At 62.4% G+C, this 13637-nt stretch carries 14 protein-coding genes and 1 pseudogene; 6 read left to right on the forward strand and 9 right to left on the reverse strand.

From position 1 onward, the window contains the following. A partial coding sequence (locus tag OU682_RS21755) for a transposase (RefSeq protein WP_268944297.1) occupies nucleotides 1-291 on the forward strand: 291 nt, incomplete at its 5' end. 193 nt (nucleotides 292-484) lie between these two features. On the opposite strand, the gene OU682_RS21760 is transcribed toward OU682_RS21755, so the two are convergent. Beyond that, nucleotides 485-667, reverse strand: a complete 183-nt coding sequence (locus OU682_RS21760) for a CsbD family protein (protein ID WP_268944298.1) — start codon at nucleotides 665-667, stop codon at nucleotides 485-487. A 133-nt stretch (nucleotides 668-800) separates the two neighbouring features. Next, nucleotides 801-1127 carry a response regulator gene (locus OU682_RS21765; protein ID WP_268944299.1) on the reverse strand — a complete coding sequence of 109 codons (327 nt, stop codon included), beginning with the start codon at nucleotides 1125-1127 and terminating at the stop codon, nucleotides 801-803. A 234-nt stretch (nucleotides 1128-1361) separates the two neighbouring features. On the opposite strand from OU682_RS21765, the gene OU682_RS21770 reads away from it, so the two are divergent. From OU682_RS21770 to mazF, 4 genes are all read left to right on the forward strand, one after another. Beyond that, complete coding sequence (locus OU682_RS21770) at nucleotides 1362-1760, forward strand: BLUF domain-containing protein (protein ID WP_268944308.1); 399 nt, start codon at nucleotides 1362-1364, stop codon at nucleotides 1758-1760. A 277-nt stretch (nucleotides 1761-2037) separates the two neighbouring features. Then, nucleotides 2038-3507, forward strand: coding sequence for a PAS domain-containing protein (locus tag OU682_RS21780; RefSeq protein ID WP_329609843.1), 1470 nt, complete (start codon nucleotides 2038-2040; stop codon nucleotides 3505-3507). A gap of 184 nt (nucleotides 3508-3691) precedes the next feature. Beyond that, the gene (locus OU682_RS21785) at nucleotides 3692-3934 is read left to right on the forward strand and encodes an AbrB/MazE/SpoVT family DNA-binding domain-containing protein (RefSeq protein ID WP_268944300.1); all 243 of its coding nucleotides are present in this window, start codon (nucleotides 3692-3694) and stop codon (nucleotides 3932-3934) included. After that, nucleotides 3934-4263 (forward strand): endoribonuclease MazF, encoded by a 330-nt coding sequence (gene mazF, locus OU682_RS21790; protein WP_268944301.1) that lies wholly within the window; start codon nucleotides 3934-3936, stop codon nucleotides 4261-4263. The genes OU682_RS21785 and mazF overlap by 1 nt, the downstream gene beginning before the upstream one ends. Nucleotides 4264-4373: 110 nt before the next feature. On the opposite strand, the gene OU682_RS21795 is transcribed toward mazF, so the two are convergent. The 6 genes from OU682_RS21795 to OU682_RS21820 all read right to left on the reverse strand — a co-directional run bounded on the left by OU682_RS21795 (nucleotide 4374) and on the right by OU682_RS21820 (nucleotide 11936). Beyond that, nucleotides 4374-5387 (reverse strand): 2-keto-3-deoxygluconate permease, encoded by a 1014-nt coding sequence (locus OU682_RS21795; protein ID WP_268944302.1) that lies wholly within the window; start codon nucleotides 5385-5387, stop codon nucleotides 4374-4376. 164 nt (nucleotides 5388-5551) lie between these two features. Beyond that, on the reverse strand, nucleotides 5552-6826 hold the full coding sequence (gene eno, locus OU682_RS21800) for a phosphopyruvate hydratase (RefSeq protein ID WP_268944303.1): 1275 nt from the start codon (nucleotides 6824-6826) through the stop codon (nucleotides 5552-5554). Further along, on the reverse strand, nucleotides 6823-8241 hold the full coding sequence (pyk, locus tag OU682_RS21805; protein WP_268944304.1) for a pyruvate kinase: 1419 nt from the start codon (nucleotides 8239-8241) through the stop codon (nucleotides 6823-6825). Before pyk ends, eno begins: the two co-directional genes overlap by 4 nt. Before the next feature lie 165 nt (nucleotides 8242-8406). Further along, complete coding sequence (locus OU682_RS21810) at nucleotides 8407-9222, reverse strand: SDR family NAD(P)-dependent oxidoreductase (protein WP_268944310.1); 816 nt, start codon at nucleotides 9220-9222, stop codon at nucleotides 8407-8409. A gap of 87 nt (nucleotides 9223-9309) precedes the next feature. Then, nucleotides 9310-10677: a four-carbon acid sugar kinase family protein gene (locus OU682_RS21815; RefSeq protein ID WP_268944305.1), complete on the reverse strand. Its 1368-nt coding sequence runs from the start codon at nucleotides 10675-10677 to the stop codon at nucleotides 9310-9312. Beyond that, entirely contained in the window at nucleotides 10674-11936 is a 1263-nt protein-coding gene (locus OU682_RS21820) for a ribulose-bisphosphate carboxylase large subunit family protein (RefSeq protein WP_268944306.1), read from the reverse strand. The genes OU682_RS21815 and OU682_RS21820 overlap by 4 nt, the downstream gene beginning before the upstream one ends. 275 nt (nucleotides 11937-12211) lie before the next feature. Here OU682_RS21820 and OU682_RS21825 point away from each other — a divergent pair, with 275 nt between their 5' ends. Then, nucleotides 12212-13162, forward strand: coding sequence for a LysR family transcriptional regulator (locus tag OU682_RS21825; RefSeq protein WP_268944307.1), 951 nt, complete (start codon nucleotides 12212-12214; stop codon nucleotides 13160-13162). Nucleotides 13163-13267: 105 nt separating this feature from the next. On the opposite strand, the pseudogene OU682_RS21830 reads toward OU682_RS21825, so the two are convergent. Beyond that, nucleotides 13268-13637 (reverse strand): annotated as a pseudogene (locus OU682_RS21830) (hypothetical protein); the annotation flags it as partial.

The raw sequence follows: 13637 nt of genomic DNA on the forward strand, positions 1-13637 counted from the left end.
GCGCCCGGTGCGCACGCGCTCCTCGTTCTCGATGGTGCCGGCTGGCACAGCTCCACAGACCTCATCATCCCACCCAATATCAGCCTGCTGCCGCTGCCCCCTTACAGTCCGGAACTGAACCCGGTCGAGAACCTCTGGCAATTCCTCCGTCAGAACTCCCTCGCGAACCGGGTCTTCGACAGCTACGAGGCCATCGTCGACGTCTGCTGCAATGCCTGGAACACGCTCATCGCCATGCCGGAAAGCGTCGCCTCAATCACCTCACGCAATTGGGCGCAGGTCAGTGGATAATGCCGTTAGTATGATGCATATCAGCGGCTGGAAAACTGCCTCGCCTTTCGCCTGGACAATCTTTGCCTAGGCAGGCTGCTGCAGCGTTCATGCAGGACGCACCATCCCGCAAATACACTGTGGAAAACAGACAGTGGTTCTTCACGCAAAAAGCCCCGCGAGGGGCGGGGCTTTTGCTCGCAGGCCAGTGTCGTCAGATGTCGTCGCCGAGCTTGCCCTTGACAGTGCCGGCCACATCTTGCGCGGCGCCGTTGGCCTTCTGCGCCTTACCTTCGGCCTGCAGGTCCGGATTGTCGGTCATCTTGCCGACCGCGTCCTTGACGGCGCCTGCCGTCTTGTTGCCGGCCGCTTTTGCCTTGTCGGTCATCTCGCCCATCTGAGTCTTCTCCGCTCTTGTGGTCGTTTGGCAGAAAACGCAGGACGAGCACGGATGTTCCGCAAAGGGCGCAATCCTGACGCGCCAAAAGATGCAGAGGAAGATTATCTCAAACCGCGCACGAGGCTCAAAGCTACCTCCTGTCTGGCATCAGACACTTGTGAGGCCGCACTCCGTCGGAACCCCGTTTGAGTGGTTCAGGGCGACGGCCATCGAGAAGGATCTTCATCAGATACTCGCGAACGCCGTCGGCGGTGAAAGGCTTGCTGATGAACAGGGCGCCATCCGGGATGTCGCCAGGCTCAGGCAACGTGCCCCCGGAAGCCACCAGGATGCCGATTTCCGGCCAGTCCCGCGCGCAAAGCCGTGCCAGGTCAAAGCCGGTCATTTCTTCCGGCGGCATGTCCCCATCGGTGAAAAGCAGTTGCACGTTCTGGCCGAACTTGCCGAGAACCTCCACGGCCTGCTCAGCGGTTGCAGCCTCGTAGCAGCGAAAGCCCGCCTCCTTAGGATCTCGCAGGCGTCCATCCGGATGAACGCGTCATCGTCTGCCACGAGCGCATAGGGGCTGTGCAGGTCCATTTCGCTTGTCCTTCCCATTGACAGGGTAAAAGGGCTGCAGCAGAGCATGAGTTCCGGTCATTCACGCGTTACTTGACACAGATCCCGATCCCAGTGACGTCATGCAGATGAAATACACGTCGACCCTCTATCGCAGCGAAGCGCTTATGCCGCAGGAGGGCGCTGCCGAGCGAGACATTGTGGCCAATCGCGGCGCAAGAATGAGGAGACCGGGTGGACCGGCTTCCTCCATCGGGAGAGCGACATCTACTATCAATGGCTGGAGGGACCTGAGGACGAGGTCATGGCAACCTTCAGCCGCATCAGCGCCGATGACAGGCACAGTGATGTCGAGGTTTTGGACCACAAACAGTCAACAACCCGTAGCTTCCCGACATGGTCGACGGGCTATGGCACCTCGAAGACGAGCTCGCTCTTCGACTGGGCTGCCGGCCGCAATGCGCCCCTTCACCCGCCGCGCGTTTCCGACATTCTGGCCTTCATGAAAGAATGCGCTGAACGGCAGGAGTGAGACGTCGATTACGGTGTATGATCTGGGAAGCATCAGCATTTCCAGCCAGAAGGTGACGGTTTTCGGCAGAAGGCGACGACAGAGAGAAAGGCCTCGCGTACTTGCCGTACCAGCTTGCGACGCGCTGTCAGGCCTGAAGCCCTTCCAATATAATCTCGACACCGTTTTCTTGACCGCTGTGTTGATGGGTGGCTCTTCACATGGGTTAGGGAGTGACACCGATCGCCATCTCGTTTAGGTGTCCGGAACAAACCATAAACTTTTGTTCCTGGCTTTCATGAGCAACCCTTCCGAAGACCGCCGCATCGATCTTGAAATTCATCGCGCCAAGGCGAGCTCTGACCCCTTCGCGGCTGCGATGCGCGCCACGCGGATGCCCATGCTCATCACCGATCCCCGGCAGCCCGACAACCCGATCGTCTTCGTCAACGATGCCTTTGCGAGGCTGACCGGCTATACGCGCGCAGAGACCCTGGGACGCAACTGCCGCTTTCTTCAAGGACCAGGCACCAATGTCGAGGATGTTGACCGGATGCGTCAGGCCATCGCTGATCGCGTTCCTGTCGAGGTCGAGTTGCTGAACTACAAGAAGGACGGCAGCATCTTCTGGAACAGGGTGCTTGTCTCCCCGGTCTTTGACGGTGATGACCTGACTTACTTCTTTGCGTCCCAACTTGATGTCACACGGGACAGGATCGGCGGCCTGGCACCTGACGGAGCCGACGAGAGTGAGATGCAGCGCCGCATTGCTGACCTTACCGCTGCCGAGGAGCGACTGCATTTTACGCTGAAGGCCGGCGGGCTCGGCACCTGGACCTTGGATGTGCCGAACCAGCGGCTCGTCGTCTCTGCCCTCTGCAAGGCCAACTTCGGACGCGGCCCGAGTGATGAGTTCGGATACCAGGACCTGCAGTCTTCTATCCATCCCGAAGACTATCCTCGCTGGCAGCAGACGCTTCGCGCGGCTCTGGAGGGAGACGGAGAGTTCCACATTGAATACCGGATCAACTTGCCAACGGGCGATCTTCGGTGGATCGAAATCCGGGCACAAACCCGCTTTGACGATCAGCATCGGCCCCTGACCATGAGCGGCATCTCTCTCGACATTACCGAACGCAAGGAGGCCGAGGCCTACAGGATGCTGGTCACTCAGGAGATGGGGCATCGGATCAAGAACACCTTGGCAACCGTTCAGTCGATCGTCAGTCAGTCACTGCGGGCAGAACTGCCGTCCAATGAACTGCGAAAGGTTGTCGCCGAGCGGATCGAGGCCCTGAGTGGCGCCCATGATATTCTTGCGGAGGATGATTGGGACGTGGCTGGCTTGCGTCAAACCATCGAGCGTGCCTTACGCCCCTTCAATGCCGATGGTCGCATCCACTATTTTGGACCCGATATGGAGATCAGACATGCCGTCAGCAGCACGCTGACGCTGGCGCTTCATGAACTTGCGACAAATGCCGTGAAGTATGGTGCGCTTTCAGGGGACGACGGGCGGGTGCGTGTCGAATGGAGCCTCCAGGAAGAAGACTTCGTGCTGACATGGGATGAGATCGGGGGACCTCCCGTGACGCCACCCACCCGGACGGGCTTTGGCAGCCGGATGATCGAGAAGGTGCTGTCTGCCACTGTCGAAGGCAGCGCCACTGTAGATTACCGGCGGCAAGGTGTGCATTATGAACTGCGGGCGCCCTTGATGGCTTTGTCAGGCTCTGGACCCGGGCGAGGTTTGAGCATCAGCAAGTAAAGGATCTGATGCGACCAAGTAGCTCTGTCCCCTTGCTCCAAGACCGCCGGCTAATGTTCTCAGTTTCGTAGGGTCGCTGACTGCGTCCGTAGGACCATCCCCTTATGGACATCTCAAGTTGATACCTTGTTGCTACATGTATAGATGCGGGATAGTCTAGACAGTGTATCGACAGGAGGTCTTCATGCGTGCCGTCGTCAAGAAATGGGGAAACAGTGCGTCGGTTCGCATTCCGGCATCGGTCATGGCCGCGGCAGGCTTGCATCTGAATCAGGCCGTTGACGTCCGAGAGGACAACGGGCGGATCGTCATCGAGCCTGTCGCGCGCGAGGAGTATGACCTCGCCGATTTGCTTGCCGGCATTACGCCTGAGAACATTCATGATGAGGTCGATTTTGGTGCGGCAGTCGGCAACGAAGCTTTCTGATGGCGGAGTATGTTCCTGAAGCCGGTGAGATCGTCTGGCTGGAGTTTTCACCGCACGCGGGACATGAACAAGCCGGGCACCGTCCCGCTGTTGTTCTGTCGCCCGCAGCCTATAACCGCATCGGTCTGATGCTGTGCTGTCCGCTCACGACGAAACGCAAGGGCTACCCGTTTGAGGTTCCGATCAACGACGCGCGCGGAAGTACCGTCCTGGCAGATCAGGTCAAGTCTCTGGATTGGCGTGCCTGGCGAGCAAAGGTTAAGGGGCGCATTTCCGACGACGAACTCTCAGCAGTTCGGTCAAAGGCAAAAGCCTTGATCGGCTCATAGAGCTGCCTTGGCGACGGTCTGGCCGGGAACGGAGCAAGCGGTCCATTCCCGGCATTTCTTCATCAGTGCAGACGCAAGCAAGTGCTCCTGCGTCGATCCAGGCTTTTGCGTCAGGCCACGGCGTCAGGCACCGGGTCGTGCACGGTGAGCCCACCGGATTGCTTGAGGACCCATGACGCGACGATCGGTGCCAGGATGGCGGTGACCAGAACCGCGGTCGCCGTTTGCGCGGAGGCCGACTCGACATAAGGCAGGAAGCGGGGATCGGCGGTGGCCACGGCCAGGGGGACGGCGACGGCATTGCCGGCGGTGGTGCCTGCGGCAAAGCCGATGCCGCTCTTCGGACCTCGCTTCAGCACATACCGGTAGCCGAGGTAGGTGAGACCGCCGGTGAAGGCGACCACGCCGACGCCAAGGAACACGCCCTGCAGTCCGCCGGTCAGCACGGTTCCCAGGCTGATGCCGGTGCCCACGGCGAAGGACATGAAGGGGATCGTGATGTTCGGCACATCGTCGAGGACCTGGGTCCACTCACGGTCAACCGCGCCGACGATGAGGCCGAGGATGAACGGGACAACGGCAGCGACCAGAGCAAGGAACGGGATCTCGCCCAGTCCGGAAGCGCCCAGGAAGATCATGGCTAGGAACGGGCCGTCGTCAAAGGCGCTGGCAACATAGGCGCCGGTGTCGCGCTCGTCACCGTACTCGCCTGCGAAGGCCAGCCACAGGGCGCCGTTGCTGTTGCCCATGATCGCGAGCAGGGCCAGGATCGAGATGCCGAAGAAGCCGTCGAGCCCGATCATCAAACCCAGGGCAATGGCGATTGATGCAGGAATGAGGGTCTTGCAGACCAGCACCACGCCGGTGGTGGCCGCCGCCGCCTTGCCGCTGTGGCTGCCGGTGATCTGCGCTCCCGTGGCGAAGATCAGAAGCCCGATCAGGGCCAATGCACCGTCCTTGAACAAGGCTTGCGTAAAGCCGCCGATCTGCAACACCTGCGGCGCAAACGAGTTGATGAGCACCCCGAGCACGAGCGGGATCAGCATCATCCCGGCCGGGACTCTCTGCATGGTCTTGAAGAACGGGACGCGCGAGGGACCCTGCCTGAATTGCATCTTGGCCATAAGGCACACCTTCTGTTGAGCGTCACATAGCAATGTGACGCAAGTTGCTGTTTTTGTTTCTCTTACTTTCAGATCGATAACTTAGGAGTGTTGAGCGATGCCCCAGCACCCCAGGACACCATCAACTTCGTGGATCCGGCCGATTTGTGTCACCGGCCAGTCATTCACCGCAGGATGCTGCGGCCCGCGTATTCGGCGGTGGCGCCCAGCATTTCCTCGATGCGGATGAGCTGGTTGTATTTCGCCAGCCGGTCGGAGCGGGCGAGGCTGCCGGTCTTGATCTGGCCGCAGTTGGTGGCGACCGCCAGGTCGGCGATGGTGGCGTCCTCGGTCTCGCCCGAGCGGTGGGACATCACCGAGGTATAGCCGTTGCGGTCGGCCAGGCGCACGGCGTCCAGCGTTTCCGACAGCGTGCCGATCTGGTTGACCTTGACCAGCAGCGAGTTGCCGCAGCCCTTCTCGATCCCCTCGGCCAGGCGGCGCGGATTGGTCACGAACAGGTCGTCGCCGACCAGCTGCACGCTGCCGCCGAGCCGGTCGGTCAGCAGCTTCCAGCCCTCCCAGTCATCCTCGGCGCAGCCGTCCTCGATCGACAGGATCGGGTAGTCGGCGCAGAGGGCCGCCAGATAGTCCACGTTCTCGGCCGAGGAGAGCGACTTGCCCTCGCCCTTCATCTCGTAGCGGCCGCCCTTGAAGTATTCGGTGGACGCGCAGTCCAGCGCCAGCATGATGTCGTCACCGGGCTTGTAGCCGGCCTTCTCGACCGCGCGCAGGATGAAGTCCAGCGCGTCGCGGGCCGAGGACAGGTTCGGGGCAAAGCCGCCCTCGTCGCCGATGCCGGTTGAAAGACCCGCCGCCGACAGTTCCTTCTTCAGCGTGTGGAACACTTCCGACCCCATGCGGACGGCGTCGCGGATGTTCTCCGCGGAAACCGGCATGATCATGAACTCCTGGATGTCGATGGGATTGTCGGCGTGTTCGCCGCCGTTGATGATGTTCATCATCGGCACCGGCAGGATCCGCGCGCTGGTGCCCCCGACATAGCGATACAGCGGCTGCTGGCAGGCATCTGCCGCAGCCTTCGCCACCGCCAAGCTCACGCCCAGGATGGCGTTGGCGCCCAGCCGGCCCTTGTTGGGGGTGCCGTCCAGCTCGCACATCACGGCGTCGATGGCGCGCTGCTCGGTCGCGTCCTCGCCGATCAGGTTTTCGGCGATCTCGCCGTTGACCGCGGCCACGGCCTCCAGGACACCCTTGCCCATGTAGCGCGCCTTGTCGCCGTCGCGCTTCTCGACCGCCTCGTGCGCCCCCGTCGAGGCCCCCGAGGGAACCGCCGCCCGGCCCATCGTGCCATCCTCCAGCGTCACGTCGACCTCCACGGTCGGGTTGCCGCGGCTGTCCAGGATCTCGCGCGCGAAAATGTCGATGATGGCGGTCATGCGGGCTCCTTTCGCGCTGCTGCCAAGGGCGTGACGCGGATGCTGTTGGTGGTGCCGGGCACGCCGAAGGGAAAGCCGCAGACCACCACGATGCTGTGCCGATCGTCGCCAATGCCAAGGCGCAGGACCGCTTCCTCAGCCATGATCGGAACGGTGTCGTGGTCCGTGACTTCGTCCTCGACCAGCGAGCGGATGCCCCAGACCAGCGCCATGCGTCGCGCCACCGCCGGGTCCGCGGTCAGCAGCACGGTCGGGCGCGGCGCGCGATGCGAGGCGATGCGCCGCCCGGACGCGCCGGTCGAGGAAAAGGCGACAATGGCCGGAGCCTCGATGGCACCGGCCAGATCCACGGCGGCCGCGGCAATGGCGCGGTTCGCTGTATCGGCTTGCGGCGCCGTGGCCTCCAGCGAGGCGGCATAGAAGGGATGCGCCTCGGTCCGGTGGATGATGCGGTCCATCATGGCCACGGCCTCGGCCGGAAATTGGCCCGAGGCGGTTTCGGCCGAGAGCATGACCGCATCCGCGCCGTCGTAGATCGCTGTTGCCACGTCCGAGGCTTCGGCCCGCGTGGGGGTGGGCGTGGTGATCATCGACTCCAGCATCTGGGTCGCCACGATCACCGGCCGGTCAAGCTGGCGGCAGAGGCGGATGATCTCCTTCTGCCGCCCCGGCACGTCCTCGGGCGGGATCTCGACGCCCAGATCGCCGCGCGCGATCATCACCGCATCGGCCTCGAAGACAATCTGCTGCAGGCTGTCCAAGGCCGAGGGCTTCTCGATCTTGGCCACCAAGCCCGCGCGGTCCTGAATCAAGGCCTTGGCCTCGACCAGATCCTCGGGCCGCTGGACGAAGGACAGCGCCACCCAATCGACGCCGAGCGACAGGCCGAATTGCAGGTCGGCGCGGTCCTTCTCGGTCAGGGCCGGCAGGTCCACCACCGTGTCGGGCAAGTTCACTCCCTTGCGATCGAGAAGGCGACCGCCTGCCACCACGCGCGCGGTGATGGTCTCGGCGTCGTGGGCAACGGCCTCCAGCCGGATGCGGCCATCGTCGATCAGCAGCTGGTGGCCAGGGCGCACGGCTGCAAAGATTTCGGGATGCGGCAAGGGGATCTCACCTGGGCCAAGGGTCAGGGTCAGTGTCTCGCCGACCTGAACCTCGCGCGGGCCGCCGGGCAGTTGACCGAGACGGATCTTGGGCCCTTGCAGGTCCTGGAGGATGCCGATGGGTTGACCGAACTCGGCTTCCAGGGCGCGGATCGCCTCAAAGGCTTGCCGGTGATCGTCATGGCTGCCATGGCTGAAGTTCAGCCGGAAGGTGTCGACACCGGCCGACAGAAGACGGCGCAGCATGGCGGGACTGCGGCTGGCGGGGCCGACCGTGGCAACAATCTTGGCGCGACGGTTTCCGGGCATGGGGATGGTTCCCTGTAAGGCGCTCATCGTGAGCGCGCGTGGCCTGCAGAGCATTGCTGGGGAAAAGCCGTTGGCAGCGCCGTGGCGACGTCCCTACCAACACGTGATGATCGTCCATGCGCCCAATCCCGGCTGACCGAGTGCTGCGCGCGAGCCCTCCCGGCCTCAGGCCGGGAGGGCTCCGGCGGCAAGAAAGCCGCCGTCCACGGGCAGAACGGCACCGTTGACATAGCTCGCGCCCTCGGACGCCAGGAAGGACACGGCCGCCGCGATCTCGTTCGGCTTGCCATAGCGGCGTGCCGGAATGGCGGCGGTGTAGGTGGCCCGGAACTCCGCCGAATGCAGGACTTCCGTCAGCGGCGTGTCCACGGGACCGGGGGCCACGGCATTGCTGGTGATGCCATGGCTTGCCAGTTCGGCCGCCATCTGTCGCGTCAAACCGATGACCGCCGCCTTGGACACACCGTAAGCGGTCCGGCCATGGCCCACGGCACGCTCGCCCGCGACCGATGCGATGTTGACGATCCTGCCCCAACCCTGCTGTGTCATGAGCCGCGCGGCATGCTGGCTGCAGAGCAGCGCTCCCGTGACATTGATGTTCATCGTCGCGACCCAGTTGTCATAGGGAAAGTCGAGGAACGGAAACGTCTTGGCGATGCCGGCATTGTTGACGAGCACATCGCAGCGACCATGCTCCTGCTCGACAGTCCGGAACGCCTCGGCAATGGCCTCGGGGCGGCCGACATCCATGGACACGAACGCTGCTTTCAGACCGGCGGCTTTGAGGTCTTCCGCGGCTTTCTCGGCAGCCTCCGTGTTGATGTCGGCGATAATGACCGAAAAGCCGTCCGCGGCGAGTTGCTGGGCAATCGAGAAGCCGATCCCCATGGCAGCTCCCGTGACAAGCGCGGTCCTCGTGGGAGAACCGTCAGACGAGGTCCCGGATGCGTTATCGCCTGCAGTGTCTTGATACGTTGGCATGTGTTCCTCCCTGATGCCAAGATGTTCCGGCGCACGCGCCGTCAATGACAGTCCGACTTCGGAAGACGTCAGGACGCAGCTCTGCGCCTACCGCCCGTCCCGCGCGGCAACAAAGTACTCGGCGGTGCCGACCTGACCGCCCTTCATGGCAATTTCGATCCCGTCCCGCGATGGCTCCCTGGAATGGGCGCGGCACAGCGGGCCGCCCGGGGCCAGCTTGGCGACACTGGTTAAGGCGTCGATCTGCAGGTTCAGGGCGGCATGGCTTGACGTGTCTCCTCCCGACAACACCACGCGCTTCAGGCCTGTTTCCGTGATCAGCCTGTCCAGGATCCGTCCCAGGCTGCTTCCGATACGGTCGTTGACCGCCTCTGCGGCCTGGGGGTCGTTGCGATACCTGTGCTTCATCTCCCGGACCGCCGGGTCGTCGGGTCCTTGCGCGGTGAACACAAGAGGATCGCGACCCTCGGACAAGGCTGCCTTGGCACGGGCCACGGCCCGGTGAAGCTCGGCGTCCCACGCCTGTGTGTCCGACACCTGCCGAAGATCGAGCCGGATGCCTTCAAAGCCACGGGACACCGCGTAGGCGATCTGCTCGGCTGTCATCGGCGACACGGAGCCCGAAACCACGGCAATCCGATCAACAGCGCGCACCGACGTCTCAATCGGGGGTTCTGTCACAAGACCTTCCGCGCGCCAGTAAGCAGCCAGGGCCGACTGGACACCTTGCGAGCCGATGACGAACGTCTGCGGCGCGCCGGTGGTCCAGATTGTCTGCCCTGCGGCGCGCAAGGTTTCCTCATCGATCAGGTCGATGGAGAAGATCCGTGTTCCGGCCTCATGCTGCCGGCGGATGCTCTCCGCCACATTCCCGCCCTTGAGATCCAGGAAGCTGACATTCGCCACCGGCAACGCGCTTTGCTGGGACAGGTGCCGCGCCAGATCGGCTTCCTGCATGGGTGTGGCCGGATGGTTGGCCATGGTCGGGTGCCGGTCCAGGCGATGGTACGTGCCGTTGGCCTGGGCAAAGAGATGGCCGAACACCTGCAGCCGTCCCATGCCCAGATCGCCCACCAGCATCGGGATCGGACCGGGAAAGAAGCTGGCTCCGATATCGGCCGCTTTCCCGATCGAGCCGGTGTGCGGGGCTGAGTCGAAAGTCGAGCAGACCTTGTACTGGATGATCGGCGCTCCGGTTTCTGCCAGCCGCTTGAAGATCGCCGGCAGATGGGCCTCCATCCATTGGGGGCTTTTGGACCGGGCAATGCCCGCGATGCCGATGCAACGATAGTCCGCGAACTGCGCCAGGCGCTCCGGCGAGGGCAGGTCCAGGAACAGGACCGACTTCAGGCCTTGCCAGGCGAAGGCCTCCATGGCGGCCGAAGAGCCGGTGAAGTCATCGCCGTAGAAGGCCACCAAGGGCCCCGGCGGAAGCGGCGTCGGAGAGCTGCTCATGCTCTTATCCCCGCAGCAAGCCTCAGGTTCTCACTCCGCTCCGCAGCGGACGACAGGGCCTCACCCGCCATGGCGGCCTGCCATGCCTCGCGAAGAGCCTGCACGCCGGCCGCAGGACCCTTGGGGTGAGCCATGATGCCGCCACCGGCAGTGACGATGAGGTCGTCCGACTTCAGACCGGAGTAGGTGCTGTCGGCCTGAAGAACGCTCTGCCCGCTGGAAAAGACCGGCATGACCAGGCACGGCTTGTCCTCGGACATGGGCGTCAGGCATTCGCGGGCCGCCTGCAGGACGGTCTCGTTGTCTTCGGAAAACTTGTTGTCGATGCCGTTGACATGCATGTGGTCGGCGCCGGCGAGCCGCCAGATCTTCTGCCACGCGACATAGGACCAGCCCAGCGAGCGATGGCGGGTCAGATAGCCCCAGCCATTCCGGTGCGCGTGGATGGGGAGCTGGCTGAACGACCGCAGTTCCAGAAAGGCGGCAAGGCCGACGGAGTTCAGGCTGACCATCAGGCACGTGGCCCCGGCCGAGACAAGCTTGTCATGGCGCCACCGCATCTCATCGAGCTCGCCCGTCAGGTTGAAGGCATACATTGCCTTCCTGCCGGTGCGATCGGCACTCTCGTTGATGACCCGCATGACCTGCTCGACCCGCTGGTCGAATGGACAAACGTCGGAGTCGCTTTGAAGCTCGTCATCCTTGATGAAGTCGATGCCGCCCGTGACCAGCTCACTCACGGCCGAGGCCGTCTGTTCGGGGGTCAGGCCGACACTCGGCTTGATGATCGTGCCAACAAGTGGTCCGGTCGCAACCCCGCTCAGCTCTCGCGTCCCTGCGATCCCGAAGGCTGGACCCTTGTATTTGTCAAAGAAGGCCACCGGGAGCCGGATATCGGTGATCCGGAGGCCGCTCACACAGGCGAGTTCGAAGAGATTGCCCGCCACGGTCGCCAAGAGGTTCGGAAGAGACGTTCCCACCGTGGCCAGAGGCCAGGACAGCGTCATCTTCACGCGGTGAATCAGCATGGCGCCATCGGTGGGATAGCGCCCTTCAAGAGCCGGTCTGCCTGTATAGGTGTCGATGGTTTCGAGCGAAACGACCTCGGCCGCAGCCAAAGCTTTCAGCTCCGGCGTCTCACCCGGCACGGCCACGAAGGTACCGCTCGATTGTTCGCCAGCGATGATCTGAGCCGCCTTCTCGGGAGCGATATGAGTCTCGAGAATATAATCCGCCTCGATGCGGTTCGAATGTCTCACGATGTTCCTCCCTGCCTGAGTACGCTCCGTTTCCTCGTCCGTGCGCCTCCTGCATCCCTGCATCTAAAATAAGCAGGGGAGCCTCTCGGAATAGGCAGAAATAAGGCCCTAAGATGTGAGTTATACTCACATCTTCTTTGGCCAATTCAGGGACGTAAGGGCGCTTCTCTCAGGCTCGCGTCGCTAGCGCTTAAACAGCTGCTGGCTGTTTTAATCATTTTGGGTCTGAGATTTATGATAGCATTCTTCGAAGCAAAGCTGTGCATGGAACTTACATGTTCGGTGCGTCAGAGAAAGGGTGCGGTCGATCTTTATCCGACAGTTCGGCCCAGCGAGGAGCGTGCGACTTGTCCAATGCAAAACTTCCCCTCCATGCCCTTCGAGCCTTCGAGGCAACCGTCAGGTTGGGCAGCATGACGAAAGCGGCGCGCGAGCTCGACGTAAGCCATGGAGCCATCAGCCGCCATGTTCGGGAGCTTGAACGGTTGTACGGCACCAAGCTGGTCGAACGCCTGTCCAAATCATCCGAACCCACTCCAGCAGGAGCGGACATGGCAGAGACCCTGAGCGAGGGATTCCGGCTTCTCAACCGTGCCGTGGCCCGGCTGTCTCTCGGTCCCATGACGCTGTCCTGCTCGGCTACCATCATGCAGTACTGGCTGATCCCCAAGCTGCCCGAGTTCCGATCCCGGCATCCGGACGTGCACTTTCGCCTCAACGTCAACTACGGGGAAGTCGACTTTGCGCGCGACGGGATCACGCTTGCCATCCGAAACACGATGTACGCTCCGCCCGGTGATGTTGTCATCGTGGACATGATCGGAGAGGAGGTTGGTCCGGTCTGCAGTCCAGAGTATCGGTCCCGTCTTTCCCCACTTTCCCCTGACAGCCTCGCGTCGGCAACGATCCTCGGAACCGCTACTAGGAGGGAGGCGTGGAATGAATGGCTATCGGCCATTGGCAGACGGGATCTGACGCTCGAGGTCCGTGAAGAGTACGAGCATTTCTATCTCATGCTCCAGGCTGCTTCGTTCGGAGCGGGCATTGCCATTGCACCAAAATACCTTGTCGAACGGGAGCTTGCCACAGGGCAGCTTGTCGCCCCGTATGGCTTTGTCCTGGGGCCTCATAGACTGCAGCTCTGGATCGCCCATCATGCAAGGTTGAACCCGGAGGTAAAACTCCTGGCCCGCTGGATCGAAGAGAAGATGACAGAACGCTTGTGATCATTGGCGTTTTTGGTCCAGTCTGCCGCTCTGCGATAGATTGTGTTGAAGAAGTCGGTGTTTGTTCGGACGTCGCAGGCGCTGAAAAAGGCAAGGGTTGCCGTTTCATGCGACCCCTGCTGCCATCGGCACCAACTTCACCAGTTTTCTCAGTTTCTGGGCGGTGGCAGCCAGGAGGAATTCATTCTTTGCGTCGTTCGGCCCCCGACGGCGCAGGCGGTCGGGGCGCATGATGCGCTCGAGGTGGGCGAAGAACATCTCAACCTTCTTCCTGGCGTAGCCGGAGGTCACATAGGCATCCGTCTTCGCCAAGTCCCAGGCATAGTCCGGGGCATCCTCGTGCTTGTGTAGGGCGATCTTGCGAGCGGTGACAATCGGAGTGTACTTGGTTTTCAGAGGGTCGTGTCGCGAATGTGGTAGGAATTCCCTGGCAGCGCGCTCCGGGCATGTGAAATTGGCTTCGATCAGGCGGCGA

The sequence above is a fragment of the Paracoccus benzoatiresistens genome (assembly GCF_026913015.1).
GTDB classification, from domain to species: Bacteria; Pseudomonadota; Alphaproteobacteria; order Rhodobacterales; family Rhodobacteraceae; genus Paracoccus; species Paracoccus benzoatiresistens.

What these genes read in the sequence shown, in the direction of transcription:
- OU682_RS21760 (WP_268944298.1), bottom strand. Translation starts at nt 667, where the DNA reads ATGGGCGAGATGACCGACAAGGCAAAAGCGGCCGGCAACAAGACGGCA.
- OU682_RS21780 (WP_329609843.1), top strand. Translation starts at nt 2,038, where the DNA reads ATGAGCAACCCTTCCGAAGACCGCCGCATCGATCTTGAAATTCATCGC.
- OU682_RS21785 (WP_268944300.1), top strand. Translation starts at nt 3,692, where the DNA reads ATGCGTGCCGTCGTCAAGAAATGGGGAAACAGTGCGTCGGTTCGCATT.
- mazF (WP_268944301.1), top strand. Translation starts at nt 3,934, where the DNA reads ATGGCGGAGTATGTTCCTGAAGCCGGTGAGATCGTCTGGCTGGAGTTT.
- OU682_RS21795 (WP_268944302.1), bottom strand. Translation starts at nt 5,387, where the DNA reads ATGGCCAAGATGCAATTCAGGCAGGGTCCCTCGCGCGTCCCGTTCTTC.
- eno (WP_268944303.1), bottom strand. Translation starts at nt 6,826, where the DNA reads ATGACCGCCATCATCGACATTTTCGCGCGCGAGATCCTGGACAGCCGC.
- pyk (WP_268944304.1), bottom strand. Translation starts at nt 8,241, where the DNA reads ATGCCCGGAAACCGTCGCGCCAAGATTGTTGCCACGGTCGGCCCCGCC.
- OU682_RS21810 (WP_268944310.1), bottom strand. Translation starts at nt 9,222, where the DNA reads ATGCCAACGTATCAAGACACTGCAGGCGATAACGCATCCGGGACCTCG.
- OU682_RS21815 (WP_268944305.1), bottom strand. Translation starts at nt 10,677, where the DNA reads ATGAGCAGCTCTCCGACGCCGCTTCCGCCGGGGCCCTTGGTGGCCTTC.
- OU682_RS21825 (WP_268944307.1), top strand. Translation starts at nt 12,212, where the DNA reads ATGTTCGGTGCGTCAGAGAAAGGGTGCGGTCGATCTTTATCCGACAGT.